Genomic DNA, 26,782 nt, shown 5'->3' on the forward strand with positions numbered 1-26,782 from the left:
CATATGAATTTTTCACATTAAATCTGTGGTAGAGTGGAATAGCATTTCCACCAATAGATGTTTAGAAAGCATAATGCCACTGATACAAGCGGTTAAAAATAACAAAAAAGTTGCAAAATTGACCGCACTTTGCAAAATGCGATAGCTGTTATAACTGCCTGAAAAGGTCTTTTTGAGCCACCATGTATTCAGTGAAAGATGTGAGATAATCAAAGCAAAAAAGACCAAGCCGAGCCATTCGTGCGTGATTTCTTCATAAAGATGATAGCCAAAAAGAGAAAGCAATATTGCCGTTAGAACCAAATCTTGAGCGAGTTGGAGGAGATATTTTTTCTTCATAAAATTGAAATTTAAATGGTAGAGACATACGCTGTGTGCCCCTACATTTTTATTTTGTATAACCATTTTCGGTTAAGAATTTAGCTAATCTTTTTTCCACTTGTTGTTCAGCCCTTACCGTTTTATGCAAATACGCCTCAAAACCGTTTTTCACGTTGGCTTGTGGTTGAAGTTGCTGAATATCTTTATCCGTTCCACCCAAACGACTGCCACCGTGACCAACCACCGGCACAATATTTTTCCCACTAAAGTCTACTTGCTCGAGCAAAGAATAAAGCGCCATTGGCATTTTGTACCACCAAATCGGATAGACCAAAAATACCGTATCTACATCGGTTATCATGCCAAGACAAGTGAAATCATGGCATTTGTTTGGGGCAAACGTGATTTGCAAACCGCTTTGGCTTTAAAGCAGCGTTTAAAAGCACTCAAAGTAAGCTATGAACGTATTGCCGGCGATAATTGGGATGCTTTTGTAAATGCGTTTTCTGATACCGGTGACCAATGGGTGGGTAAGCAACATACTAAAGCGATTGAGGGTAATAACTGTCGGATTCGGCACAGATTAAGTAGAGCCGTCAGGCGCAGTTGCTGTTTTTCCAAATCAATGTTTTATCATGTTAAATCTTTTAATATTGGATTTTAGGCAATCAATCATCCCAAACAAATTTAACCCAGCACACTTTTCAGGACACCACCAATGTTTTAAATAAATAAGGAAATATGCAAATGAATAAATTAACAGCAGGTCGCCCAAGCGCAACTAAAAGCAAACTTTCTGTTGCTGATGTCAGCGAGCAAGAGCGTATTAAGCGGATTAGCTTTGATATGACAGAAGCCAATCATCGTGAACTAAAAAAATATGCGGCGGAACAGGGCGTAACCATTCGGGAAGTGCTGAATGGTTTAATTGATGAGTTATTGGCGAAAAAGAAAAAATAATTGAAAGCAGTGTTGATGGGTAACAACACAGCTTAAAAATTTTACAATATAAAACAATGTTATATAAATAATTTGTAAAAAATCTTCAAAATTATGCAGGATTTGGGTGTTTGCAAATTAAAATAACTTATTTTGCCTTCAATTTTTAACCAGTCAAATTTACCATTTTTGCGCCGTAAAGCCCCGTTCTTCAGGTTGGGGATATAGCTTTTTTGACTTTTTCTCTTGCCCACTCTTCGTATTGGGAAGTTTGATTTTTAACTGGTTTTAAATTCATTTTGCTATGATATTCTGTTTAAGGTTTTTATTATTATACCTAATGAATGTTTAAATTGGGGTGTTCACGCAAAAACACATTGACTGCTTTAAATCCGTATGTGGCATTGTGGTGATGGTTATTTTATTTTCTGATATTTCAAAAGCTTGCGGCTCTCTTGTCCAGACAAGCGATTGAGGATGGAATGTGTGCATTATTAGTCCTGAGTAATGAGACTGTATTATAGTAAAGATTTCATACATATTGAAAAACAAGCGGTAGGATTTTGAGAAAAATTTGCAAATTACATAAATTCACCCGCTCATTGTTGCTTTTAAGTTTAGGCATAACCGCTTTTGCTCAAGCACAAACACTTTCTATGGAAGTGTGGAAAAGCCCGACTTGTGGCTGTTGTAATGAATGGATCAGCTATATGCAGAAAAACGGTTTTGAGGTTAAAGTCAACGAAACAGGCAATTATGATGCTCATAAGCGCTTTAACATTAAATATGAACATGCTTCTTGCCACACAGCCGTGATTGATGGCTATGTGATTGAAGGACATGTACCAGCTGAGGATATCAAACGTTTACTCGCAGAAAAACCCGATGCAATAGGCTTGTCTGCACCGGGAATGCCAATTGGTTCACCAGGTATGGACGGTGAAGCATACGGCGGACGCAAAGATCCTTATGATGTTGTTTTGATTAAGAAAAACGGTGAAAGTGAAGTGTTTAAATCCTATAACCAATAGGGGGGAGGAAAGAATGAAACGTCGAGATTTTTTACGTTATGGAATTGGAATTAGCTTAGCCAGTAGCTCGCTTTATAGCCTTGCGAATATGATGAACCACGCACAACATGGCAATATGGCGATGATGCATTCAGTACCTACTGGCCTAATGCCAACTGAGGCAATGCCTTCAGGTTTATCGCTTAATGGGATGTTGCCAAAACTTGCTAATCAATCGACTCGATACATCATCTCGGCACGGTTTAGTCCCAAAGCGTGCATTTGGATTTGCACTTCGCCCGATTTTGGGCGGGGATTTGTACATCAACGATTTGCAGGACATCAGGCGAACCTGTTTGGGTGAATTGGATTTGTTTGGTCATTTTTTTACCTTATTTATGAAATGGAATGAGCGTATTTTAATGTATTGAAATTAGGATAAGAATAGCGAAAAATGGGAAGTGGGTTTTCGTATTTGGAAAGGTGGCTTCGGGCAATTAAAAAACACTTCAATCATACTTGAAATATTGAAATTTCTTGTTATAATTACGCCTATGAATACGATACAAGCAAGCAAACTCTTTGAGAGCCTGTCTTCTCCGATAAGACTGGCGATTTTTCAACAACTTACCGCCGCAGGCAGTACTGGCATGATTGCTGGCGACTTGGCAAAACAGCTTAACCTTGCCCCGAATAATGTGTCTTTTCATCTAAAAAGCCTGTTGCATTCGGGGCTTGTGCGTGTGGTGCAGGAAGGACGGCACATGCGTTATTTTGCCGAGCTGGATTTGATGATGGCATTGACCCATTTTCTGACCCAAAACTGCTGTTCTCAAACAGGCGAATCTTGCCAGTGATTTTCAGGCAGCCTGAAAAATTATTGCCAAATATTTCTATATTCTTGAAAGATTGGAGTAACTATGAACATCACCATTTATCACAACCCAAACTGCGGTACTTCACGCAATGTACTAGCACTCATCCGCCACGCTGGTATTGAGCCACAAGTGATTGAATATTTGAAAAATCCGCCAAGTGAAACGACTTTGCGTGATTTAATCAAACGCATGGGCATCACGCCTCGCCAATTGCTGCGAACCAATGTGCCTCCGTATGAAACGTTTGATTTGCAAAATGAAAAATTAAGCGATGACGAGCTCATTTCCGCCATGCTTCGTGAACCGATTTTAATCAATCGTCCGATTGTGGTGAGTGAAAAAGGTGTGAAATTATGCCGTCCATCCGAAACAGTTTTGGCATTTTTACCGCCTTTTGCGACCCCGTTTGTCAAAGAAGACGGCGAAATTATTAATCATAAGGAGTAAATCATGGGTTTGTTTGAACGTTTTTTAAGCCTTTGGGTGGCGTTGGCGATTGTGCTGGGCGTGGTTTTGGGTGTTTGGTTTCCCAATGTATTTCAATGGGTTGCATCGTTGGAAGTGGCTCATGTGAATTTGCCTGTGGCGATACTGATTTGGCTGATGATTTATCCGATGATGATTCAGATTGATTGGTCGGCAATCAAAGACGTGGGCAAAAAACCAAAGGGCTTATTTTTAACCTTATTTATCAACTGGTTGGTCAAGCCGTTTACGATGGCGATGTTCGGCTGGTTATTTTTTCGGGTGTTTTTTGCAGGTTGGGTGGACGCACAGTCGGCACAAGAATACATTGCCGGCATGATTTTGCTGGGCGTGGCACCGTGTACGGCAATGGTGTTTGTGTGGTCGCAACTGGTCAAAGGCGACCCCAATTACACTTTGGTGCAGGTTTCGGTCAATGATTTGATTATGATTGTGGCGTATGCTCCGATTGCAGGCGTATTGCTCGGCGTAAGCGACATAGAGATTCCGTGGAATACCTTGATTTTAAGCACGGTTTTATATGTGCTGTTGCCCTTGCTGGCAGGCTGGCTTACCCGCTCTTATTTACAAAAATCGGGTAAATCGGTGGCACAATTTTCAGGCAGTCTAAAACCCTTTTCCGTGATGGGCTTGATTTTGACGGTGGTGTTACTGTTCGCCTTTCAAGCCCAAACCATTATTGCCAATCCTTTGATTATTCTGCTGATTGCCATTCCCTTGCTGGCACAGACTTACGGCATTTTTGCCTTGGCTCACGTTTTGGCAAAATGGCTCAAATTACCACACGAAATTTCCGCCCCTGCGTGCTTGATTGGCACGAGTAATTTTTTTGAATTGGCGGTGGCGGTGGCAATTTCTTTGTTCGGTTTGCACTCGGGGGCGGCATTGGCAACGGTGGTCGGTGTGCTGGTGGAAGTGCCTGTGATGTTGTCGCTGGTGTGGTGGATAAACCGAAAATCGCTGGGGAATAAAGGGGTGTAGGTTTTTCAGGCAGCCTGAAAGTTATTTTGCAAAATTTAAAAATAAAAACACCGCTTGAACATCAATCCAAACGGTGTTTTAAATTAACTGACTTTTAATTCCGCCCAAGCCCTTTTGATGATTTCTTGACTGGCTTGTAATGCCAAAAATGCCAAAACAAACGCCACAATTAAATCAGGATATTTTGATTGAAAAAAATAAACTGCCATACCCGCCAAAATTACCGCCACATTACCAATCGCATCGTTTCGGGAACACACCCACACACTGCGGACATTGCTGTCGCCATCACGAAATTTTAATAATATCAACAATGCCGACACATTGACCAATAACGCCAAAAATCCCACAATGCTTATTTCAGAATAACTGGGCATTTCCCCATAAAACACACGATAAATGGTTGTCATTAAAATAAATAAACCAAAACCGCCCATCGTTAGCCCCTTAACCATAGATGCTTTGGCTCGGTAACTTAACGCCATTGGCAAAACAATCAAACTTATCAAATAATTGGCACTGTCGCCCAAGAAATCCAAACTGTCCGACAACAGCGAAGTTGAACCTGATTTAACCCCCATCACAATTTCCACAAAAAACATTGATAAATTTAATATCAAGACAATCCACAAGGCTTTTTTGTACTTGGGCGATTGATGAATGGGCTGATTTGAACCACAACAATTTTGGCACGCCATTTTTTTGCTCCTGTTTTAAGATGAAATTTGCTATACTATAAACTCCGTAGTCATTACAGGGTCAAGCCAAAATGTCAAAATTTTTTAAAATAAAACAAGCCAGTGAACAAACAGGCGTACATTTGGAAACCATTCGTTATTATGAAAAACAAGGCTTAATCGCCCCTACACATCAACAAAACGGCTATCGTGTGTTTGATGAAAATCAGTTAGAGCAATTACGCTTTATTAAAACTTGCCGTAATATCGGTCTTTCTTTAAGTAACATCAAAACGCTGTTGCAATTACAACAAACGCCTAACAAACAATGCAATGAAATCAATGCACTTGCCGAGCAACATTTGGCATATTTGGACGAACAAATCAAAGAACTACAACAAGTTAAAACTTTTTTAATGCAATTTGTGGGTTGTGAAAATAAAACGGTTGATAAGTGTCAGATTATTCAAGGTATTAAAGAAAAAGAATAGCGGAATATTTTTCAGGCAGCCTGAAACCTTTTTCCATTATGGGTTTGATTTTGACGGTGGTGTTGCTGTTTGCCTTTCAAGCCCAAACCATTATTGCCAATCCCTTGATTATTTTGCTGATTGCCATTCCCTTGCTGGCACAGACTTACGGCATTTTTGTCTTGGCTCACGTTTTGGCAAAATAGCTCAAATTACCACACGAAATTTCCGCCCCTGCGTGCTTGATTGGCACGAGTAATTTTTTTGAATTGGCGGTGGCGGTGGCAATTTCTTTGTTCGGTTTGCACTCGGGGGCAGCATTGGCAACGGAGGTCGGTGTGCTGGTGGAAGTGCCTGTGATGCTCTCGCTAGTGTGGTGGCTTAATCGGCAGGTAAAATAACGATGTGCCGTCTGAAACTTATTTTTCAGACGGCATATTTACCTTAAAACAATCAAACCTTTACCAAAATCTTCCCAATCTGTGCATTGCTTTCCATATAACGGTGAGCTTCCGCCATTTCATCAAAAGCAAAAACTTTGTCAATTTCTGGTTTTAATTGACCGCTTGCTAAGCCGTCAAACACGAATTTTTTCGCTTGAGCGAGTTTTTCTGGTACGGTAGTGATTTCAAACAATTCATAGCCTCGCACGGTTAAGTGTTTGCCTAAAATTGGGAACACAGGCACGGCGATATCATCGTGGCTTAATGCACCGTAGATGATGTATTTGCCGTCTTGTGTCATTGCGTTGATAATTTTTGCTGCTTCTTTGTCACCCAAAGGGTCGAACACCAAATTCACGCCTTTGCCGTTTGTAATTTCTAGTAATTTAGCCGTAACGTCATCTTCTTTGGTGGCAATCACAAAATCCGCCCCTTTCTGTAAAAGCACATCACCTTTGGCGTGCGTGCGAGACAGAGCAATCACGTTTGCCCCTTGCATTTTGGCGATTTGAATGGCGGCAATGCCTACCGAGCTGGTCGCTCCGCCCAATACAACAAAATCGCCTTTTTGCACCTTGCCAAATTCAATCAAACCGCCGTATGCGGTTACAAACATCATCCAACTTGCCGCAGCTTGTTCCATTGTGAGGTTTTCAGGGTGTTTTACCACAGCGTGAACGGGCATATTTACGATTTCGCCATAAGTGCCGTATTCGGAACGTGTCCGCCCGATTTTAATGACCACCATTGCAATGGTAGCGGGAATGATCCCGGCCGTGTTTGCCAGTGGTGCAGGCGCGGCATTTAGAGCACCTATGGCAATCGCTGTCATCTGTGGTTTAATCGCCTCAACCTTGTTGAGCCTAGTATTTGTGCCTGTAGTTTATTCCTTAATGGATGACCTCAGAGAATGGCTAGCCCCGAAATTAGCCAAATTAACATCAGTAACACCGGAGGATAGAATCCCAAGAAGAGAAGGATAATCTTTTTGAAAAAATACTGTTTGAAATTTAAATTTCAAACGGTATCTCTTTATCGATGCTGGCGATTAACTGCAATAAGTGGCTTATTTAGCTTATCTTCTGTCATTCCATGCATATATGCATTATACTGCCATACAATGAATTTTTGCTTGTATTGCTCATTGATTTCTTCCAATCGTTGTACTTGAGCCTTTAAATTATTTACTTGTTTTTGCAAATAATCTATCGTTACATTTGGTTGAGGATTAGCTTTAGAGTTTTCTTTTATTCTTTGTTTCCGTGTACTAAAAGCCTTTTGTATATCACTATAATTAGCTAGTGATTGTCTTTCAATGCTTTTAATATTCAATAGTTGTGAAACTTCAGAACAAAGTAAATCCCATGTTAATTTACCCTCCCAAGTATTAATCAACATGATTATATCTTCTAAATTTTCCTCTGTGATAAGAATTTTAGGCATACTATAACTCCATTAGTCTATATAAATCATCGTCTAATCTAGCTGTTTCAGGCTTTTGAAGATCTATATCCATTCCCTTTTCCTGTAAAGCTAATTTAACTGGAGAAGGGTCGTACTCATCAGGCATTCTTAATAATGATCCATTTGGGATTTCACTATTTTCTAAGAACTTAATTTTAGTTTTTATATGTGTTAATCTCCATCCTAGGTTACTTATCCAACGATCTGCACCAAAAACACCTATTTTATGGTGTTCTTTGGCTTTATTAAATTGCTCGGTTAATTGAGTCTCACGTTGCTTTAATATTTCTAAAGAAGACTCTAATCCTTTAATACAAATAAGCTCTTTACATGTTTCACAATCACCATGACGAGAACATGGAGACATCGCATAATCATGTTCACAAATACCTATTTCTGTTATCGTTGCAACTCCAATTCTGTCTTTACCTAAGTCTTCATAGGTAATAGGAAGATTTAAATGAATTTTGTCTAATATTGAAATATCCTCAGGAATGAGTAAATCTCGAACTGCCTCACTTTTTTCTTCTTCTGTCCTGTGATCATAAGCTTTATTATCTGCCACTCTAGCTCTGCCTGCCCAGTTAGCTAAAGTTAATTCATCCATTCCACCTCGCTCAGCTTTTGTACTCAACCAATGCCTTGCATTATGCGATGGTAATCTAATAAATTCTCCTTTAGATGTACCTATACAATGTTTTTCCCATAATGATGTTTTAGGGCGAGTTTCTGAATAGCAAAATCTATCATTAATTTGGTTCACTGTTGGTAACACAAAAGAGAAACTTTTAGAGGAAAAGTCATCATGAAATTCATTTTCTCTGAATAATAACAAAGCTTCAGAAGCCTTAACGTTTTTATGTTTATCTACATAGGGCCAATTATTAAATTTTGATGTGTATTTTTTATACAAAAATTTTCCTAGTATCTCATAAGTTATAATTCCATCGTTTTCACTTATTAAATTTTTAAACCATTTGGTGTTACAGATATTTTGGGAATCAATATCTAACACTTCAGCTATTTCACTTTTAGTCAAAGGCTTTTTGTATAAAGAATGGGATGTTACAAGATCTTTATCAAATAACATCAATATATTAGGATTTTCTTCTGCAAATTTAGCTGCTTTTCTTGCCAAGGAGCTTATATTTGTTAAACGCCTAACCGCTTCAACAACAATATCTTGCATACAGCTAGGAACCCACTTTAATCCCTCTTTACCATTTTTTGCTGGTATCCATCGAATACCTAATTGCTTATTTCCCAAGCTATCGTCCTCCCATTCTAAGCAATTGACAGATAAAGACATCAACTCAGAACAACGAGATGGAGCGACCATAAGTAGAGCCATAACAGCTGTATAATATTCAGTTTCTTTGTCTAAATTAGGGGCATCATGAAAGAGTTTAGCAACCAGCATCATTTCTTCATCAGTTGGCATTTTACTTGAACGGTATTCTTTTCCTTTATCATCCAGTAGTATAGTCAAATCTCTAGGGCGTTTATAAGGATTTTCCCATAAAGGTAGTTGAGGTGTAATTTGATTTTCTCTACAAAAATCAAATAATTTTTGAATTTGATAGCCTAATTTATTGACTGATTCCGTACCTTTTTTATACTTTTTTGATACGATATTTTCTACTTCATGAATAGCTAAATAATCAAGCTGAAGTATGTCAGCCTTTCCTTTAATATTATAGAGAGCCATTTCAACTATACGTAAAGATTCAATATGTCTGGCTAAATTACGAATGGGATTTAGAGAATAAGTATAACGAATATAGGCTTTGGCAAATTCAATGAATGGTGCAGCTAATGGCTCATATTTATAAGCTGTAGATTTAATTCTTTCTGTGGAAAAACGAACCTGAACTGGATAAATGCTGAATGTTGTTTTCCATTGATTGTTTTCCCAGCAATCATTTCCAAAGATAGTAAGCTGATTTTTACTGAAATTAATAAATTGCTCTAAATTAGATTTAGGATTATTATCTTGTGGAGTAAAAATTAGATTATTCATAATTAGTGGCTCCCAATAGTTCTTTTCATATCATTGCAAGCTTGAACAACATACTCAACAGCTAAAATAATACGATCTTTGGATGATGCATAATCTATGCTTTTGGTTTGTTTTAAACGTTCTTCCTTTTCCTCATACAATTTATTTAAGATTTGTTGATGAGGACCATCAACGAGCGGTCTAAACTTAGGACATAAATAACAAGTTTCATAGCCAGTTATACAAAAATCATTTGTACCACAAGCACCTATTGTATCTATTCCGTTATTGGTTATTAAAGATGTTGGATCATGCCCCCTTTCGCTTTCATTTAAGTTAGAAATAATTCTACCTGTAAATGCTTGAGCGAGTTTTCCCATTTCAGCACCCATAACACGATCAATGTATTGCACTGTATCAGCTGTATTTTCAGTATAAACTTTAACGTTTTGTGTATCTGTATGATCTAGGAGCTCTGCTATAATCGTTGCCCCAACCCCTTTTCTTCCTAGATTTGTTCCTCTAGTATGGCGAAAACGTCTTGCTGTTACATGAATAATCTCGCCTGTTCGTTCTGAAATTGCTTTTTGGTGAATACAGAATTTTCGTAATGCGTATAGCTCCAACGAAGAAGCAGAATAATGAAAAATATCTTTGTTTAATAATGAAAGATCAAAATTCCTATTTTTGATATTCTTCTTTAAACAATTCCAATCAATAAACATTGGTAATTTCATTTTATAACTAGAAATAAAGGTTTCATCAACCAAACTAAGCAATTTCTTATATTGATATTCTATAAAGTTTAGGAGAATTAAATATAAGTCCTCTGTGATAGCAAGTTTTTTAAATGTTTCTCTGAATAATCCTCCTCTTTTTTTGGCACTAGGGATATTTAGAAAATAATTCCATGTTCCTTGAGAGATTTCCTTTCTTAAATCTTCAAATTTTAAATGGCGTATTTGAATGGGTCTTCTAGCTGTAGATTGAAGTAAGTGAATATATGCATATGTTTCAAATGAAATAAGATCTTCTCTCCAAAGTCTAGCAAGTTCAGCCATTAAAGCCAAAATTTCATTTTCGGTAAATGCTCCTGTATAAGGGCATCTCATTAATACCGATTTACCTTTATCATTTCCACTCAACGTAAAGCTTTCTAGCAATGACACAACAGATTTATCAACTCCATAATAGCCATACTCATGCCATGACAATAAAAAACCCTTTAATGCTCCTAAATACCATTCATGTTCTTTTCCTAGTTTATTTTTCCAATCCAAGATTATTGGCACATTAATGACTTCTAAATTAGTTGAAATTACTAATCGTTGAAATTGTTGATACATGTGATATACGTGATAACTTGAGTATTTTTCGGCATATATTGCTAATGTTTTTCTAAACCCATCTAATGTTTTTTATTTATATTTAATATGGGTTGAGAAAAGTTAATGGTTTTGTCTTTACTTATATGCCAAGAGTTTTCATTTTCATCAAATACATACCCATCTCTTGACTGTCTAAGACGTTTATTCTGATTCATAATTATCAACCTTTTTTTGAAACTGAATCTGAAGATCTAATAATATCTTGTTAGCTTTTTCTCTTATATAACGTTGATTATAAATATTTCCTGATTTCTCGGATGTATGCCCCATAAGATGTTGTCTCATCTTTGCTTCTTTTTCAGGAGAAATAAAATCTTTATGAGAAGAATCATGATTTACATTTTGATTATTTTTATCCACCTTTCGTGAAAAATCTAAGTTCCATTCATGACGAAAAATATGTGGATGAATAATAGAAAATTTAGAATCTATCTTTTTCATCGTTGGTACAATAACATTATCAAAAGAACTGGTACTAATTGGGTTTCCTTGCGTTTTTCCTTTTCGATGGGTTACAAATAAATATGGATGTTTATTAGCGTTAGGAATCTTAGAGCGATAGTTCATAATATAGTCATTGATAAGTTGAGCTATATTTTGTGAAATAGGAAGTCGCCTTTCTTTCGTTTTACTTACAGCTTGCTTCTTCCTTGTGTCAAATTTATCATCATGCGTTCGTCTAATTGTAATTGAGGATTTAGCTGTTCCTATATCAATAAATGGGATTTGAATTGATAATAGCTCTCCTCTTCTAATCCCTAATTCCTTTAATAAGATAAACATCAAATGGTTTCTTTTTCTAATTCCAATATCTTGAAATGGATTATTAGGATTAGAAAAGTTCGCAATAGACATAAACTCATCTAACAATCCATCAGGTAGTTCACTTTCTGGTTTGATAGATAATGTTTTATGATTTTTAGGTCTTGACTCTTTAATTAACGTAATTAGTTTCGTCAATTTTTCAATATATTCATTAGATACATTAATTACTTTAGATAGAAATAATATGTATTCTGAAAGCGTTGTTAGTCTATTATATTGATGACTAAGAGATACGGCAGAATAAATATCAATAAATTGAGTCCTACCTTTCATTAACACACTTTTTTTTGTATTGATTACATTCTTTCGCTTTTTTACATTTATTCTCATATGTTGGATAAGAGATTCTAATTGGTTTTCTGTTAAGAGTGCTTTGTTATGAATTAGATCGCTAATAACAAGATTATTCTGTTTTTCCCAATTCATTACCCACTGTATAGTTCCCAGCTTATTTCTAATTGTGTTTACTGCGGATTGATTACGTAGTTCTACAGTTACCCATAAGGTTGAATAAAAATCAGGAATACCAGTTTTAACATTAACCAATATAGGAAAACGTTCTCCATTTGAAAAAAGGACTGTTTCTAATCTATGCATAATCATTTAATTTACAAAAATATCATATATAAATACTATCAAATTAAAGATATTGTGTCAAAATTAATGTAAAAAAAAGAGAAGTCTTATTTTATAAGGCTTCTCTCTGGTTTCTATGATGTATTTTTACATAATTTATGTATATGGATTTCAGAACGGGATATCGTCATCGAATCCATCCATTGGTGGTGCAGCTTGTTGTGGCGCTGGACGAGATGATTGATAATTACCACCATTGTTAGTTTGACGAGCTTGGTAAGAAGGTTGTGGTGCAGCTCCCATATCACTAGGGTAACCACCTGCGTTTTGATTGCGCGCACCAAGCATTTGCATTACATCACCTTGAATTTCTGTAGTGTAACGATCTTGACCATTTTGATCTTGCCATTTACGCGTTCTTAAACGACCTTCCACATATACTTGAGAGCCTTTGCGTAAATATTCACCGCAAATCTCCGCTTGACGACGATAGAATACAATACGGTGCCACTCTGTTACTTCACGGCGCTCGCCAGTATTGCGGTCGTTCCAGCTTTCACTGGTCGCTACGCTAATATTTGCTACGGCATCGCCATTTGGCATAGTACGAATTTCAGGATCATTGCCTAGATGACCCACAATAATGACTTTATTAACTCCAGCCATAAAAAACCTCATTTTTTATCTAAAAAAGTGCGGTTATTTTGCCTGAAATTTTTCAAAAGATCTATATATTTTAACTGGATATTTGCACAGATATTAAAATATGCGATAATGATCGCAAAATTTAAACTTATTTCATCCTTTTGAGTTATTTTATGGAACATATCGATATTCGCGGGGCTCGAACCCATAACCTGAAAAATATAAATCTAACTATTCCACGCAATAAACTTGTGGTGATCACTGGGCTTTCAGGTTCGGGGAAATCCTCTTTAGCGTTTGATACACTTTATGCGGAAGGGCAACGTCGCTATGTTGAATCCCTTTCTGCTTATGCGCGTCAGTTTTTATCTTTAATGGAAAAGCCGGATGTGGATTCTATTGAAGGGCTTTCCCCTGCGATTTCGATTGAACAAAAATCTACCTCACATAATCCACGCTCTACGGTTGGAACAATTACAGAAATTTATGATTATTTGCGTTTATTGTTTGCCCGAGTAGGTGAACCGCGTTGTCCAGATCATGATGTTCCATTAACGGCACAAACGATTAGCCAAATGGTAGATAAAGTATTAAGTTTGCCAGAAGACAGCAAGATGATGTTACTTGCGCCAGTTGTCAAAAATCGAAAAGGCGAACATGTTAAGATTTTAGAAAATATTGCTGCGCAAGGTTATATTCGAGCACGTATTGATGGCGAAATTTGTGATTTATCTGATCCACCAAAATTAGCCTTACAGAAAAAACATACTATTGAAGTGGTGGTAGATCGCTTTAAAGTGCGGTCAGATTTAGTAACACGTTTAGCCGAATCTTTTGAAACCGTATTAGAGCTTTCAGGTGGCACCGCAATTGTGGCAGATATGGATAATCCGAAAGCAGAAGAATTAATTTTTTCGGCAAATTTTGCTTGTCCGCATTGCGGTTATTCTGTGCCAGAATTAGAACCTCGTTTATTTTCCTTTAATAATCCTGCAGGTGCTTGCCCAACTTGTGATGGCTTGGGTGTGCAGCAATATTTTGATGAAGATCGTGTGGTGCAAAATCCAACTATTTCTCTTGCTGGTGGTGCGGTAAAAGGTTGGGATCGTCGTAATTTCTATTATTATCAAATGCTCACCTCATTGGCAAAACATTATCATTTTGATGTTGAAGCGCCCTATGAATCTTTGCCAAAAAAAATTCAACACATCATTATGCATGGCTCAGGCAAAGAGGAAATTGAATTCCAATATATGAATGATCGTGGAGATGTGGTTATTCGCAAGCATCCTTTTGAAGGTATTTTGAATAATATGGCTCGCCGATATAAAGAAACAGAATCAATGTCGGTGCGTGAAGAATTAGCAAAAAATATTAGCAATCGACCTTGTGTAGACTGTGGCGGATCTCGTTTGAGACCCGAAGCGCGTAATGTGTATATTGAAAAAACCAATTTGCCGATAATTGCGGAAAAAAGCATTGGCGAAACCCTTGAATTTTTTACCGCACTTTCTCTCACTGGTCAAAAAGCGCAAATTGCGGAAAAAATTCTTAAAGAAATCCGCGAGCGTTTGCTGTTCTTAGTCAATGTTGGTTTGAATTATCTTTCTCTTTCTCGTTCTGCTGAAACTCTTTCAGGTGGTGAAGCACAACGTATTCGCCTTGCTAGCCAAATTGGTGCGGGGCTTGTTGGTGTAATGTACGTATTAGATGAACCTTCGATTGGCTTGCACCAATGTGATAATGAACGCTTACTTAACACGTTAATTCATTTGCGTAATCTTGGTAATACGGTAATTGTCGTGGAACATGATGAAGACGCGATTCGTGCGGCTGACCATATTATAGATATTGGGCCTGGTGCTGGCGTGCATGGTGGGCAAATTATTGCGCAAGGAAACGCTGATGAAATTATGATAAATCCAAATTCCATAACAGGAAAATTCTTATCGGGCGCAGATAAAATCGAAATCCCGAAAAAACGCACCGCACTTGATAAGAAAAAATGGCTCAAACTTAAAGGCGCATCAGGTAATAACTTAAAAAATGTGAATTTAGATATTCCCGTTGGTTTATTTACTTGCGTAACTGGTGTATCAGGCTCAGGAAAATCCACACTTATTAATGACACTTTATTTCCACTTGCGCAAAATGCATTAAATAGAGCGGAAAAGACGGATTACGCACCTTATCAGTCTATCGAGGGATTAGAGCATTTCGATAAAGTTATTGATATTAACCAAAGCCCGATTGGGCGCACGCCACGTTCAAATCCAGCCACTTATACAGGCTTATTTACCCCGATTCGTGAACTTTTTGCAGGCGTGCCAGAGGCGCGTGCGCGTGGTTATAATCCGGGGCGTTTTAGCTTTAACGTACGAGGTGGGCGCTGTGAAGCCTGTCAAGGCGATGGTGTACTCAAAGTTGAAATGCATTTTTTACCCGATGTTTATGTTCCTTGCGACCAATGTAAAGGTAAACGCTATAATCGCGAAACCTTAGAAATTCGTTACAAAGGCAAAACGATTCATCAAGTTTTAGATATGACGGTGGAAGAGGCTCGCGAGTTTTTTGATGCGATTCCAATGATTGCAAGAAAATTACAAACCTTGATGGATGTAGGATTATCCTATATTCGATTAGGTCAATCTTCCACAACACTTTCAGGCGGTGAAGCGCAGCGCGTTAAGCTAGCGACTGAGCTTTCTAAACGTGATACGGGTAAAACCTTGTATATTCTAGATGAGCCGACGACTGGTTTGCATTTTGCTGACATTAAGCAATTACTTGAAGTACTGCATCGATTACGCGACCAAGGAAATACTATCGTCGTCATTGAACACAATCTTGATGTGATTAAAACGGCAGACTGGATTGTCGATCTTGGTCCTGAAGGGGGAAGCGGTGGCGGACAAATTATTGCTACTGGCACGCCTGAAGAAGTTGCTAAAGTCGCAGGATCTCATACAGCGAGATTCCTTAAACCAATTTTGGAAAAACGTTAAAAATAACCGCACTTTTAGTATAAAAAGTCGTAAAATGATAATTAGGATTTAGTTTCATGTTAATAGATTTTTTGATTTAACATTGGGAACTTTATTTAATTAAACGTATCTAAGTAGCGCCCCAGATTGGGGCTTAATTAAGAGGATTTAATGATGAACTTTACTAAAGTTTTACCGGCATTTGTTGCCGCTGTTGTATTATCTGCATGCGCAAAAGAAGCGCCAGTAATGGAAAAAGCATCGACTCAAATGGCTGCTCAAACTGCGTCAACTATTACTGATAAAACAGTAGTTTATTCTTGTAATAAAAAAACTGTGACTGCAGTGTATCAATTTGAAAACCAAGAGCCAGTTGCGGCAATGGTTAGTTTAGGTAACAAAATTATTGCAAAAGATTTTGCTCGTGATAAATCACAAAACGATTTTACAAGTTTCACTTCTGGTGACTATGTTTGGAATGTAGATAGTGGTTTAACTTTAGATAAATTTGATTCTGTTGTGCCGGTGAATTTAATTCAAAAAGGTAAAACTAGCGATAAGATCATCATCAAAAATTGTGATGTAAACGCAAAAGTAACTAAAAAAGCAAATTTATAATTCATCAAAATGGCTAGCGTAATTGCTAGCCATTTTTCTATCTTAAATAGTTCTTAACTTGCATCACCTCAATAGATAAATAAAAAAGTTTAACTATGAATAGAAGATAAGATTTTTATTTTTTCTTGAGATCATCCCCGATTCAAACTAGACTTACCGCCTATTTTATTTAACCTAAACTTTATTATGCGTGTTTCAGATTTTAATTTCGATTTACCTGATGAACTTATTGCTCGCTATCCAAAGGAGGATAGATCATCTTGCCGTTTATTACATTTGAATGGAGAAAATGGCGCGGTAATTGACCGCACTTTTTCAGATGTATTGGATTTAATTGATGAAGGCGATTTATTGGTTTTCAATAATACTCGCGTTATTCCTGCACGGATGTTCGGGCGTAAAGCCAGCGGTGGGAAAATTGAAGTTTTAGTTGAACGCATGTTAGATGAGCATCGTTTCTTAGCGCATATTCGTTCATCAAAATCACCCAAAGAAGGGGCTGAATTATTTTTAGGTGAAGATAAATTAGGCGAAAATAATGGAATTAAAGCGGTAATGACAGCGCGTCATGGTGCATTGTTTGAAGTGGAATTAAGTGATAAATCAACCGCTCTTTTAGATGTGTTGCAAACCATTGGACATATGCCATTGCCGCCTTATATCGACCGTCCAGATGAAGAAGCCGATCAAGAATGTTATCAAACCGTTTATAGTAAAGTACCTGGTGCGGTAGCAGCACCAACAGCAGGCTTACATTTTGATGATCCCTTGCTTGAAAAACTTAAAAAGAAAGGTGTGAATTTTGAATTTGTCACATTGCATGTAGGCGCAGGAACATTTCAGCCAGTTCGTGTCGAAAATATTGAAGATCATGTGATGCATGCTGAATATGTAGAAGTTTCTCAAGAAGTTTGCAATGCTATTATTGCAACAAAGAAAGCGGGTAAACGTGTTATTGCAGTGGGAACGACTTCTGTTCGTTCTATTGAAAGTGCGGCGCTTTCTGCAGAAGAATTTGGTAATCCAGATTTAATTGAGCCTTATTTTTCTGATACGTCCATTTTTATTTACCCGGGCAAATCATTCCGTGTGGTGGATTGTTTAATTACTAATTTCCACTTACCTGAAAGCACTTTGATTATGTTAGTTTCAGCTTTTGCTGGCTATAAAAATACTATGAATGCGTATAAGCATGCAGTGCAAGAAAAATATCGTTTCTTTAGTTATGGCGATGCGATGTTTATTAATAAAAATTCTAATGTGAGAGGATTGGAATAAGTTGTTTGACTTGTAATTAGTCAGCACCTACAATAAAGAACGAGAGATGGCGGTAACCATCCCTTGTCGGCATCAACTACTAATAGCCAGTGCTACTTTTCAATAACAGGCAAAGTAGAATAATGATGACCAACTTAATCATAAATTTAGTCATATTTTTATCCTTAGTATGATTAACAAACTCAGGATCTACGAAATAGCCCGACAGCGGCAACTGGCGGACTATCTTAGTAGATCCGCCTCTGCTCAAAGAGCATTGTAAATATGATATCACAAAGCCTGTATTTTTTAACAGGCTTTTTTGTTCAAAAAATCTTCGAACTGTTTATTCGTTGGAGCAAAAATGAAGTATGAATTAGATAAAACAAGCGGCAATGCTCGTCGTGGTCGCTTGGTATTTGAACGTCCACAAGGCACGTTCAGCGTAGAAACCCCTGCGTTTATGCCAGTGGGTACTTATGGCACGGTAAAAGGCATGACGCCAGAAGAAGTGCGTGCGACAGGTGCAGAAATTTTACTGGGTAACACGTTCCATCTATGGCTTCGTCCTGGACAGGAAGTGATGCGTAAACACGGTGATTTACATGACTTTATGCAATGGCATCGTCCGATTTTGACTGACAGTGGCGGTTTCCAAGTATTTAGTTTAGGTAAATTACGTAAAATCACCGAAGAAGGCGTAAAATTCCAAAACCCAATTAATGGTGAGCGTATTTTCCTTTCGCCTGAAAAATCCATGGAAATTCAATATGATTTAGGGTCTGACATCGTGATGATTTTCGATGAATGTACGCCTTACCCAGCGACTTTCGATTATGCGAAAAAATCTATGGAAATGTCACTTCGTTGGGCAAAACGCAGCCGCGATCGCTTTGATGAATTAGGCAATAAGAATGCCCTATTTGGTATTATTCAAGGCGGCGTATTTGAAGAATTACGCAAAGTATCATTAGAAGGTTTAGTGAATATTGGCTTTGACGGTTATGCGGTGGGCGGTTTAGCGGTAGGCGAACCAAAAGAAGATATGCACCGCATTTTAGAATACATCTGCCCACAAATCCCAGCTGACAAACCCCGTTATTTAATGGGCGTGGGTAAACCAGAAGATTTAGTGGAAGGCGTGCGTCGTGGCATTGATATGTTTGACTGCGTAATGCCAACTCGTAACGCACGTAATGGTCATTTATTTGTGACTGATGGTATTGTTAAAATCCGTAATGCAAAATATCGCGATGATACTAGCCCGCTCGATCCTCACTGCGATTGTTACACTTGTAAAAACTATACGAAAGCTTATTTATATCACTTGGATAAGTGCGGTGAAATTTTAGGTGCGCGTTTGAACACAATTCACAATTTACGCTATTATCAACGTTTAATGGCGGAAATTCGCCAAGCTATCGAAGACGATCGTTTTGATGATTTTGTCGTGGAATTCTATGCTCGCATGGGCAAACCTGTTCCACCATTACAATTAGCGGATAAATCATAATTGATGAAAGTGCGGTAGAAAAATGAAATGTTTTCTGACCGCACTTTTTAACAAAGGAAACCTTATGCAAATTCTTGAACCTCAACAATTCGCCACATGGAATGAACCTATTGAAATGCTTTATGCCTGTCATAGTAAGGTAAAACGTTTTTGTCGTCAGTTAAGCATTTTGCCTGATTATCTAGAAAAACACGGCTATACTCAGGCTGTATTAAATGATGTTGAGCAAATTTTAACTTATTTCAATCGTGCCGCCCCTCTACATCATGAGGATGAAGAATTAGATTTTTTCCCTCAATTAGTCAAAGTGGCTCCGCAAGCACAAAGCTCCATTGATGAATTAGAAAAACAGCACGAATATTTGCATGAAAATTGGAGTGCACTATCTGCGCAGTTAGAAGAGCTTATTTCTGAACAACGTCATAATATTGATGAACATTTAATTGAATGCTTTATTCAAGGTTATGATCGTCATATTGCATTAGAAGAACCGTTATTTGAAATGGGGCGTGAATGCTTAAGTGCGGATATTTTGGCTGAAATGGGCAAGAACATGAGTGCTCGTCGTCAAGTTAAAGAATGAAATATCAGCTCAATTTAACCACACTTCGATGTCCAATTCCTCTTTTAAGTGCCAAAAAAGCCTTAAAAAATTTGGATAAAAATGATGAGCTAATGTTGATCTTAAACCTTGAAAGTGCGGTGGAAAATTTTTCTATTTTTGCAGAAGAAAATTCGGTTGCTTTGGTCGAGCAATATTACGCTTCGGAAAAAGAATTTATCGTTATCTTGAAAAAATAAAATTAATCGCCATAACGTAGAATATTGGGCGTGGTTCACCTTTCCCAATGAGCCAATTTATGGTATTTTAAGCACAATTTTCAACTTAAATTAACAAGGAAAACATACAATGGAAGCACAAAACCCGATGTCCACGTTATTTATTTTCGTGATCTTTGGTTTAATTTTTTACTTTATGATTTATCGCCCGCAAGCTAAACGCAATAAAGAACACAAAAAATTGATGTCTGAGCTTGCAAAAGGTACTGAAGTTTTAACTGCTGGTGGTTTAATCGGCAAAATTACTAAAGTAACCGAAGGTAGCGATAGCATCGTGATTGCGTTAAACGACACGACAGAAATTACGATTAATCGTAACTACATTGTAAGCGTTCTTCCTAAAGGTTCATTAAAATCACTTTAAGAGTAACGTTAAATTATTTTCCAGAGCCACGAATTGTGGCTCTGTGCGTTAGAAAAGAAAAGGAAAACTATGTTAAACCGTTATCCATTATGGAAGAATTTGATGGTGATTTTTATTGTGGCCATCGGGATTTTATATTCTCTTCCAAATATTTATGGTGAAGATCCTGCGGTTCAAATTTCTGGTACGCGCGGTCAAGAAGCGAATACTAGCGTGCTTGGACAAGTTCAAGATGTGCTTAAAACCAATAATCTTCCAGCCAAATCTATTGTGCTTGAGAACGGCTCAATTCTAGCTCGTTTTACTAATACCGATGATCAACTCCTCGCTAAAGATAAAATTGCTGAACGTCTTGGCAATAATTACACCACTGCATTAAACCTTGCTCCAGCCACTCCAGCTTGGTTAAGCATGTTTGGTGCTAACCCAATGAAATGGGGATTAGACTTACGAGGTGGAGTTCGTTTTTTGATGGAAGTTGATATGAATGCTGCACTTGTAAAACGCCAAGAGCAATTACAAGACAGTTTACGTAATGAACTTCGCAAAGAAAAAATTCAATATACGGCAATTAAAAATACTGAGCATTTTGGTACTTCTGTCACATTGGCCGATGCAAGTCAACGCTCTAAAGCGGAACGTATTATTCATCAGTTGCATCCAACCTTAGATATCACAGAGCTGGATAACGATAGTATCAATTTAGGTCTTTCAACTTCAGCATTAAATGAAGCACGCGACTTAGCAATTGAGCAAAACTTAACGATTTTACGTAAACGTGTTGCTGAATTAGGGGTATCTGAGGCGGTTATTCAACGTCAAGGTGCTGAACGTATTGTAATTGAATTACCAGGTGTTCAAGATACTGCTCGTGCAAAAGAAATTTTAGGTGCAACTGCAACACTTGAGTTTCGTATCGTAAATCAAAATGTTACAGCTGATGCAATTTCTCGTAATATGTTACCAGCTGATTCGGAAGTTAAATATGATCGCCAAGGTCATCCTGTTGCATTATTTAAACGCGCGGTATTAGGTGGTGAGCATATTATTAATTCAAGTTCTGGTTTAGATCAGCATTCAAGTACCCCGCAAGTGAGTGTAACCTTGGATGGTGAAGGTGGTGAGATTATGTCTCAAACTACCAAAAAATATTATAAGAAACCAATGGCAACGCTTTATGTTGAATATAAAGATAACGGTAAAAAAGACGAAAATGGTAAAACTATTTTAGAAAAACATGAGGAAGTGATTAATGTGGCGACGATCCAAGGTCGCTTTAGCTCAAACTTCCAAATTACTGGTGTTGATAGCATCGCGGAAGCACATAATCTTTCTACCTTGTTGAAATCTGGCGCATTAATTGCACCAATTCAAATTGTTGAAGAACGCACAATTGGCCCATCATTAGGTGCGCAAAACGTAGAGCAAGGGATTAATGCAAGTCTTTGGGGATTAGTTGCTGTTATTGTCTTTATGTTGTTTTACTACAAAATGTTTGGTGTGATTGCAAGTTTTGCACTTGTTATTAATATCGTATTACTTGTGGGATTAATGTCTATTTTACCAGGTGCGACACTTTCAATGCCGGGTATTGCGGGTATCGTTTTAACTTTAGGTATGTCAGTAGATGCGAACGTATTGATTTTTGAACGTATTAAAGAAGAAATTCGTAATGGTCGTTCAATTCAGCAAGCGATTAATGAAGGTTATAACGGCGCATTTACTTCTATTTTTGACGCAAACTTAACCACAATCTTAACCGCAATTATTCTATACGCGGTAGGAACAGGTCCAATTCAAGGATTTGCGATTACGCTTTCACTTGGTGTTGCGATTTCTATGTTTACCGCGATTACAGGAACTCGCGCATTAGTTAATGCCCTTTACGGTGGTAAACAACTTAAAAAATTATTAATTTAGGCGGGAAATGATGAAACTTTTTACAAAAGATAAAGACGGACATTTTATCCGTGAAATCAATGGGATCAAGCTCCCGTTCCCATTGACTGAATTTATGAAAGTGCGTAAATGGGGTTATATATTATCCGCACTTTTAATGGTAATTTCTCTATTTTTTATTATTACCAAAGGATTTAACTGGGGCTTAGATTTTACTGGCGGAGTAGTATTTGATACTCACTTCTCACAATCCGCTAACCTTGAACAAATCCGTAGTAAACTTCACGAAAATGGAATTGAAAGCCCAATTGTACAAACCACAGGCTCGATTCAGGATGTGATGATTCGTTTACCTGCAAGTAATAATGATTCTACCATTGGCGAACACGTCAAAAGTATGCTACAGAATGTAGATAAAGACATTCAAATTCGCAGTATTGAGTTTGTTGGCCCAAATGTTGGTGAAGAATTAGCACAAGGTGCTGTGTATGCGACTTTAGCGACATTAGCAATGGTGCTTATTTATGTGGGGTCACGTTTTGAATGGCGTTTAGGCTTTGGCGGTATTGCTTCTCTTGCGCACGACGTAATTATTACGCTAGGGGTATTCTCTGCATTACAAATTGAAATTGATCTTACTTTTGTCGCAGCGATTTTATCTGTGGTGGGTTACTCCATTAACGATAGTATTGTGGTCTTTGACCGGGTTCGTGAAAATTTCCGAAAAATTAGACGATTGGATACGATTGATATTATTGATATTTCTTTAACGCAAACTTTATCAAGAACTATTATAACCTCTGCGACAACATTAATTGTTGTTATTGCATTGTTCTTTTTTGGTGGTCCATCAATTCATAATTTCTCTTTAGCGTTACTTGTGGGTATTGGATTTGGTACATATTCTTCAATCTTTATTGCAATCGCAATTGCATACGATGTTGGATTACGCCGTGAACATATGATCCCGCCTAAAGTAGATAAGGAAATTGATGAATTACCTTAGTTAAATTCTATTCTTAGAATAAACTTCAATAAAAAATAGTTAACCAAAAATTCATGGTTAACTATTTTTTTATTTGTATAGCTTTTTAATTTAGACTTTTAATCTTGAGGTAACGCATTTATAACGGCTTTCACTAAAGTCGCTAAAGGAATGGCAAAGAATACGCCCCAAAATCCCCATAAACCACCAAAAATTAATACTGAAATAATAATAATCAATGGATGTAAATTCACTGCTTCAGAAAATAAATAAGGGACGAGTAAGTTTCCATCTAAGAGCTGACTCACAGCAAAAGCGATGATGATATACCAAAACGTTGGACTAATTCCAAATTGGAATAAAGCAACCAATGCAACAGGAATTGTGACAATTACTGCGCCAATATAAGGAACGAGAACTGAAAGGCCCACCGCAAAAGCCAATAAGAGCGGGTAATTTAGTCCGAATATTAAGAAAATAATGTAGGTGATGAGCGTGACAATCAGAATTTCTAACAATTTTCCATGAATGTAGTTGGAAATTTGCTGTTGCATTTCTTTCCATACTTTAAAAGCCAAGTTTCTATTTTTTGGTAAAAAACGGCTCACGCCTTGTAAAAGTTCTGATTTATCCTTCAACATAAAAAACATCATTAATGGCACTAAAAAGGCATAAATCCCTAAAGAAACCAAGTTCATAATAGAGGCTAAAGAAAGTTTTACAGCAGATTCACCAAAACCAAGGATTTTTTCTCGCACAGAATTGAAAATAGAATCTACCATTGAATAGTCTATGAGCTCAGGATAATGCTCAGGTAAGTTTAGTAACCATTCATTGAGCTTATTAAACATTGCAGGCAAATCACTTAATAAGGAAATAGTTTGATTCCATAACATTGGCATGAGGATTAAAAAGAAGATTGTCGCTAGTCCAATAAAGCCACCAAAAATGATGATTGTGGCTAGCATTCTTGGGCATTTTAAATGTTGATGCAAAAAATTGATCGGCATTTCTAGTAAATAGGATAGTACTAGAGCAATCAATAACGGCGCGATTAAATTTCCAAAAAAATAAATAGAGATAAAGCCAAATAATAATATTGCTAATAGCCCCATTGCTTGTGGATCGCTTAAGCGACGCGAGTACCAGCTTTTCAACATTTCTAGCATAATTTCTTTTCCTGTAAGTATTTTTCGTCATTATAAGTTAAAATTTATAGTGTTTATAGCTACTAAGAGGAAATCCTATGTCTGTTATTATTTATCACAACCCACGTTGCTCAAAAAGCCGTGAAACGCTAGCATTATTAGAAAATCAAGGTGTTCAGCCAATCGTTGAATTGTATTTGCAAAAGCAGTATTCCATTGATGAATTACAAAGCATTGCCCAAAAATTAGGGATTGATGATGTGCGTCAAATGATGCGTACGAAAGATGATTTATACAAAAGCTTAAATTTAGATAATTTAGAGCTCTCTCAAGCTGAATTATTAAAAGCCATGAGTGAACATTCAGCACTCATTGAACGCCCAATTGTGATCAATGGTAATCAGGCTAAAATCGGGCGTCCGCCAGAAATTGTACTTGAGATTTTGTAATTTAAACGTTTGCGCGTATAATACTCCAGCCGTGGAGATCCTTCTGCGGCTTTTTTAAGGAAAAATTATGGGAAAGAAACAAAAAAGTGCGGTTGAAAATGAAACCGTTTATTTGCACACTCGAGGAGTGATAAAAGATAATGCAGTGATGGCATTATTGCATGATAAATTATTTCGCCAACGTGTTGAGAAAAAACGTAAAGGGAAAGGGAGTTACCAACGTAAAGCGAAACACGCAGGGAAAATGTTTGAAAAGCCCGATTATAAATTTTTTGATTACAGAAACTTTATAATCGGGTTTTTCTTAGGCTAAAAATAGTAAAAAGGAGTATAAAAATGTCAAATCAGCCTCAAGTCTTATTTAATAATACATGGAATGTACGCATTAGTGATCCTGGTGAAGAGGGGGCTAAAAGCCATTTTTTTGAAACTATCTACCTAACTTTAACGGCATATTTTGAAGAAAATAGAATACGTTATGAGTTTGTTCGTAAAGTAGAAGATCAAATAAAAATTCAACGCTCTTTTACAGAACTAAATGAATTATTCAAATTTCTAGGTGATTATTTCGATCCTGTTTTTATTGGATTATTAGGCGTAAAAATTGGGAATCTTGGTGTGAAATCAGAATAATAACTTGACTAATCCATAAAACATTCTAGTATTCTACCCATATTTTGTTATATCGACAAAATAGGGATCGCACTTTAAATTGTATAAATAATGGCATAAAAGTGCGGTTATTTTTTTCTTTACTTTTATTGGAGAGCAAAATATGTCAGGTATTTTTACTCAAAGTCCAGCAAACCGTCGTCGTTATGGCGTGGCAGTATTTGTTGGTATCGTTGCAGGAATTATTTCCGCTTTTGTTAAATGGGGCGCAGAGCATCCATTTCCACCGCGTAGTCCAATTGATTTCTTTGCGGCTGCTTGTAAAGTGGATATTACAGGTTTAACACAGGATCAAGTGTTGGCAGTATGTTCCCGGGCGTTTTTAAATCCACCACATGTGTTTTTACGTGATTATTTGGGTATTGATCCAACTGATGCGGCATTTACCTTTGCGGATCATGCATTCAATTGGATTGGTGTTACCCATATAATCTTTTCTTTAGTTTTTGCGATTGGTTATTGCTTAGTCGCAGAACGTTTTCCAAAAATTAAATTTTGGCAAGGTATTGGCGCAGGGATTATTGCTAATATTTGCGTGCACTATATTACTTTCCCAGCACTAGGTTTAACCCCACCAGTTGCAGAATGGCCGCTATATGAACATATTTCAGAACTAGTTGGTCATATTTTCTGGTTCTGGACTATTGAAGTTATTCGTCGCGATTTACGTAATCGCTTAACTGGCGAGCCAGATGCAGAGATTCCTTTAGCTTAAGCTAAACAGTATAAATTTTGATAAGAAACGGGTTAAGACTAATAAGTTTTAACCCGTTTTTTGTTGGATAGAGATGCTTTAATTAACAACAAATTTCTTGCACGACAAATTGTAATGAATGTCTCGCAAATTGCTGTTGTTTACGGTGTTTCAAGCGTCTCAAACGTAGATTACGTGATAAAGAGGTTTGTTGTAAATTGGTTTTCTTTTTAAGAAAAGTTTTGCGTTTTAACATT

Annotated in this window: 33 protein-coding genes and 1 pseudogene; 23 read left to right on the forward strand and 11 right to left on the reverse strand. The window is 37.2% G+C overall.

The genetic code is table 11. The annotated features are described in order from the left end of the window. Positions 1–12: 12 nt before the first annotated feature. Complete coding sequence (locus GG9_RS0108650) at positions 13–339, reverse strand: hypothetical protein (RefSeq protein ID WP_220089296.1); 327 nt, start codon at positions 337–339, stop codon at positions 13–15. 49 nt (positions 340–388) lie between these two features. Continuing rightward, positions 389–682: a flavodoxin gene (locus GG9_RS05445; protein ID WP_005612106.1), complete on the reverse strand. Its 294-nt coding sequence runs from the start codon at positions 680–682 to the stop codon at positions 389–391. On the opposite strand from GG9_RS05445, the gene GG9_RS05440 reads away from it, so the two are divergent. The 7 genes from GG9_RS05440 to arsB all read left to right on the forward strand — a co-directional run bounded on the left by GG9_RS05440 (position 596) and on the right by arsB (position 4,615). Next, entirely contained in the window at positions 596–985 is a 390-nt protein-coding gene (locus GG9_RS05440; RefSeq protein ID WP_005628489.1) for an IS1 family transposase, read from the forward strand. The genes GG9_RS05445 and GG9_RS05440 overlap by 87 nt on opposite strands. An 83-nt stretch (positions 986–1,068) precedes the next feature. After that, the gene (locus GG9_RS05435; RefSeq protein ID WP_005653483.1) at positions 1,069–1,281 is read left to right on the forward strand and encodes a hypothetical protein; all 213 of its coding nucleotides are present in this window, start codon (positions 1,069–1,071) and stop codon (positions 1,279–1,281) included. A 542-nt stretch (positions 1,282–1,823) separates the two neighbouring features. Beyond that, the gene (locus GG9_RS05430) at positions 1,824–2,291 is read left to right on the forward strand and encodes a DUF411 domain-containing protein (RefSeq protein ID WP_005628492.1); all 468 of its coding nucleotides are present in this window, start codon (positions 1,824–1,826) and stop codon (positions 2,289–2,291) included. 13 nt (positions 2,292–2,304) lie between these two features. After that, on the forward strand, positions 2,305–2,634 hold the full coding sequence (locus tag GG9_RS05425) for a hypothetical protein (RefSeq protein ID WP_005628495.1): 330 nt from the start codon (positions 2,305–2,307) through the stop codon (positions 2,632–2,634). Between the two features lie 190 nt (positions 2,635–2,824). Then, positions 2,825–3,127: an ArsR/SmtB family transcription factor gene (locus GG9_RS0108655; RefSeq protein ID WP_014550505.1), complete on the forward strand. Its 303-nt coding sequence runs from the start codon at positions 2,825–2,827 to the stop codon at positions 3,125–3,127. Between the two features lie 63 nt (positions 3,128–3,190). After that, positions 3,191–3,595, forward strand: coding sequence for an arsenate reductase (glutaredoxin) (gene arsC, locus GG9_RS05420; RefSeq protein ID WP_005628499.1), 405 nt, complete (start codon positions 3,191–3,193; stop codon positions 3,593–3,595). 3 nt (positions 3,596–3,598) lie between these two features. Continuing rightward, positions 3,599–4,615, forward strand: coding sequence for an ACR3 family arsenite efflux transporter (gene arsB / locus GG9_RS05415; protein ID WP_005628501.1), 1,017 nt, complete (start codon positions 3,599–3,601; stop codon positions 4,613–4,615). A gap of 83 nt (positions 4,616–4,698) precedes the next feature. On the opposite strand, the gene GG9_RS05410 is transcribed toward arsB, so the two are convergent. Then, the gene (locus GG9_RS05410; protein ID WP_005628502.1) at positions 4,699–5,313 is read right to left on the reverse strand and encodes a cation diffusion facilitator family transporter; all 615 of its coding nucleotides are present in this window, start codon (positions 5,311–5,313) and stop codon (positions 4,699–4,701) included. Between the two features lie 71 nt (positions 5,314–5,384). Between GG9_RS05410 and GG9_RS05405 the strand changes: the two genes are divergently transcribed. Both GG9_RS05405 and GG9_RS09685 read left to right on the forward strand, forming a co-directional pair. Beyond that, on the forward strand, positions 5,385–5,783 hold the full coding sequence (locus GG9_RS05405; protein ID WP_005628504.1) for a Cd(II)/Pb(II)-responsive transcriptional regulator: 399 nt from the start codon (positions 5,385–5,387) through the stop codon (positions 5,781–5,783). A 14-nt stretch (positions 5,784–5,797) separates the two neighbouring features. Continuing rightward, a pseudogene (locus GG9_RS09685) lies at positions 5,798–6,163 on the forward strand (arsenic resistance protein); the annotation flags it as partial. Between the two features lie 52 nt (positions 6,164–6,215). On the opposite strand, the gene GG9_RS05400 reads toward GG9_RS09685, so the two are convergent. Then, positions 6,216–7,037: a zinc-dependent alcohol dehydrogenase family protein gene (locus GG9_RS05400; protein WP_005631031.1), complete on the reverse strand. Its 822-nt coding sequence runs from the start codon at positions 7,035–7,037 to the stop codon at positions 6,216–6,218. Between GG9_RS05400 and GG9_RS09690 the strand changes: the two genes are divergently transcribed. Then, on the forward strand, positions 6,970–7,188 hold the full coding sequence (locus tag GG9_RS09690) for an efflux RND transporter permease subunit (protein ID WP_228840868.1): 219 nt from the start codon (positions 6,970–6,972) through the stop codon (positions 7,186–7,188). The two genes, GG9_RS05400 and GG9_RS09690, sit on opposite strands and share 68 nt — an antisense overlap. A gap of 49 nt (positions 7,189–7,237) precedes the next feature. Here GG9_RS09690 and GG9_RS05395 read toward each other — a convergent pair whose 3' ends face one another. From GG9_RS05395 to GG9_RS05375, 5 genes are all read right to left on the reverse strand, one after another. After that, on the reverse strand, positions 7,238–7,648 hold the full coding sequence (locus GG9_RS05395; RefSeq protein ID WP_005631033.1) for a hypothetical protein: 411 nt from the start codon (positions 7,646–7,648) through the stop codon (positions 7,238–7,240). 1 nt (position 7,649) lies between these two features. Next, positions 7,650–9,689 carry a hypothetical protein gene (locus GG9_RS05390; protein WP_005631036.1) on the reverse strand — a complete coding sequence of 680 codons (2,040 nt, stop codon included), beginning with the start codon at positions 9,687–9,689 and terminating at the stop codon, positions 7,650–7,652. A gap of 2 nt (positions 9,690–9,691) precedes the next feature. Next, entirely contained in the window at positions 9,692–11,053 is a 1,362-nt protein-coding gene (locus GG9_RS05385) for a site-specific integrase (protein ID WP_272941224.1), read from the reverse strand. 144 nt (positions 11,054–11,197) lie between these two features. Continuing rightward, positions 11,198–12,478, reverse strand: coding sequence for a site-specific integrase (locus GG9_RS05380; RefSeq protein ID WP_016533798.1), 1,281 nt, complete (start codon positions 12,476–12,478; stop codon positions 11,198–11,200). 150 nt (positions 12,479–12,628) lie between these two features. After that, on the reverse strand, positions 12,629–13,123 hold the full coding sequence (locus tag GG9_RS05375; protein WP_005631041.1) for a single-stranded DNA-binding protein: 495 nt from the start codon (positions 13,121–13,123) through the stop codon (positions 12,629–12,631). 152 nt (positions 13,124–13,275) lie between these two features. Here GG9_RS05375 and uvrA point away from each other — a divergent pair, with 152 nt between their 5' ends. The 9 genes from uvrA (at position 13,276) to secF (ending at position 23,583) form a co-directional block, all read left to right on the forward strand. After that, positions 13,276–16,107: an excinuclease ABC subunit UvrA gene (gene uvrA, locus GG9_RS05370; protein ID WP_005631042.1), complete on the forward strand. Its 2,832-nt coding sequence runs from the start codon at positions 13,276–13,278 to the stop codon at positions 16,105–16,107. A 153-nt stretch (positions 16,108–16,260) separates the two neighbouring features. Continuing rightward, complete coding sequence (locus GG9_RS05365) at positions 16,261–16,704, forward strand: hypothetical protein (protein ID WP_032825068.1); 444 nt, start codon at positions 16,261–16,263, stop codon at positions 16,702–16,704. A gap of 186 nt (positions 16,705–16,890) precedes the next feature. Then, positions 16,891–17,982 carry a tRNA preQ1(34) S-adenosylmethionine ribosyltransferase-isomerase QueA gene (gene queA / locus GG9_RS05360; protein ID WP_005631046.1) on the forward strand — a complete coding sequence of 364 codons (1,092 nt, stop codon included), beginning with the start codon at positions 16,891–16,893 and terminating at the stop codon, positions 17,980–17,982. Positions 17,983–18,325: 343 nt separating this feature from the next. After that, complete coding sequence (tgt, locus tag GG9_RS05355; protein WP_005631048.1) at positions 18,326–19,474, forward strand: tRNA guanosine(34) transglycosylase Tgt; 1,149 nt, start codon at positions 18,326–18,328, stop codon at positions 19,472–19,474. A gap of 64 nt (positions 19,475–19,538) precedes the next feature. Beyond that, positions 19,539–20,057 (forward strand): hemerythrin domain-containing protein, encoded by a 519-nt coding sequence (locus GG9_RS05350; RefSeq protein WP_032825069.1) that lies wholly within the window; start codon positions 19,539–19,541, stop codon positions 20,055–20,057. Next, positions 20,054–20,275 (forward strand): sulfurtransferase TusA family protein, encoded by a 222-nt coding sequence (locus GG9_RS05345; protein ID WP_005631052.1) that lies wholly within the window; start codon positions 20,054–20,056, stop codon positions 20,273–20,275. The genes GG9_RS05350 and GG9_RS05345 overlap by 4 nt, the downstream gene beginning before the upstream one ends. 109 nt (positions 20,276–20,384) lie before the next feature. Continuing rightward, on the forward strand, positions 20,385–20,678 hold the full coding sequence (gene yajC / locus GG9_RS05340) for a preprotein translocase subunit YajC (protein WP_005631054.1): 294 nt from the start codon (positions 20,385–20,387) through the stop codon (positions 20,676–20,678). A gap of 69 nt (positions 20,679–20,747) precedes the next feature. Continuing rightward, a complete protein-coding gene (gene secD, locus GG9_RS05335) occupies positions 20,748–22,598 on the forward strand; it encodes a protein translocase subunit SecD (protein ID WP_005631056.1) in 1,851 nt (616 codons plus the stop codon). A 10-nt stretch (positions 22,599–22,608) separates the two neighbouring features. Then, entirely contained in the window at positions 22,609–23,583 is a 975-nt protein-coding gene (secF, locus tag GG9_RS05330) for a protein translocase subunit SecF (RefSeq protein ID WP_005631058.1), read from the forward strand. Positions 23,584–23,681: 98 nt separating this feature from the next. Here the strand turns inward: secF and GG9_RS05325 are convergent, their stop codons facing one another. Then, positions 23,682–24,731 carry an AI-2E family transporter gene (locus tag GG9_RS05325; protein ID WP_005631060.1) on the reverse strand — a complete coding sequence of 350 codons (1,050 nt, stop codon included), beginning with the start codon at positions 24,729–24,731 and terminating at the stop codon, positions 23,682–23,684. A gap of 77 nt (positions 24,732–24,808) precedes the next feature. On the opposite strand from GG9_RS05325, the gene arsC (GG9_RS05320) reads away from it, so the two are divergent. The 4 genes from arsC (GG9_RS05320) (at position 24,809) to GG9_RS05305 (ending at position 26,546) form a co-directional block, all read left to right on the forward strand. After that, positions 24,809–25,159 (forward strand): arsenate reductase (glutaredoxin), encoded by a 351-nt coding sequence (gene arsC, locus GG9_RS05320; protein ID WP_005631062.1) that lies wholly within the window; start codon positions 24,809–24,811, stop codon positions 25,157–25,159. 67 nt (positions 25,160–25,226) lie between these two features. Continuing rightward, positions 25,227–25,472 (forward strand): alternative ribosome-rescue factor A, encoded by a 246-nt coding sequence (locus tag GG9_RS05315; RefSeq protein ID WP_005631063.1) that lies wholly within the window; start codon positions 25,227–25,229, stop codon positions 25,470–25,472. A gap of 23 nt (positions 25,473–25,495) precedes the next feature. Then, the gene (locus GG9_RS05310; protein ID WP_005631064.1) at positions 25,496–25,792 is read left to right on the forward strand and encodes a DUF5377 family protein; all 297 of its coding nucleotides are present in this window, start codon (positions 25,496–25,498) and stop codon (positions 25,790–25,792) included. A 142-nt stretch (positions 25,793–25,934) separates the two neighbouring features. Next, positions 25,935–26,546 (forward strand): YagU family protein, encoded by a 612-nt coding sequence (locus tag GG9_RS05305; RefSeq protein ID WP_005631065.1) that lies wholly within the window; start codon positions 25,935–25,937, stop codon positions 26,544–26,546. Positions 26,547–26,628: 82 nt separating this feature from the next. Here GG9_RS05305 and GG9_RS09610 read toward each other — a convergent pair whose 3' ends face one another. Next, on the reverse strand, positions 26,629–26,781 hold the full coding sequence (locus GG9_RS09610; RefSeq protein WP_005631066.1) for a hypothetical protein: 153 nt from the start codon (positions 26,779–26,781) through the stop codon (positions 26,629–26,631). Position 26,782 lies beyond the last annotated feature (1 nt).

Source organism: Haemophilus haemolyticus M19501 (assembly GCF_000222025.1).
Classification (GTDB): Bacteria; Pseudomonadota; Gammaproteobacteria; order Enterobacterales; family Pasteurellaceae; genus Haemophilus; species Haemophilus haemolyticus_G.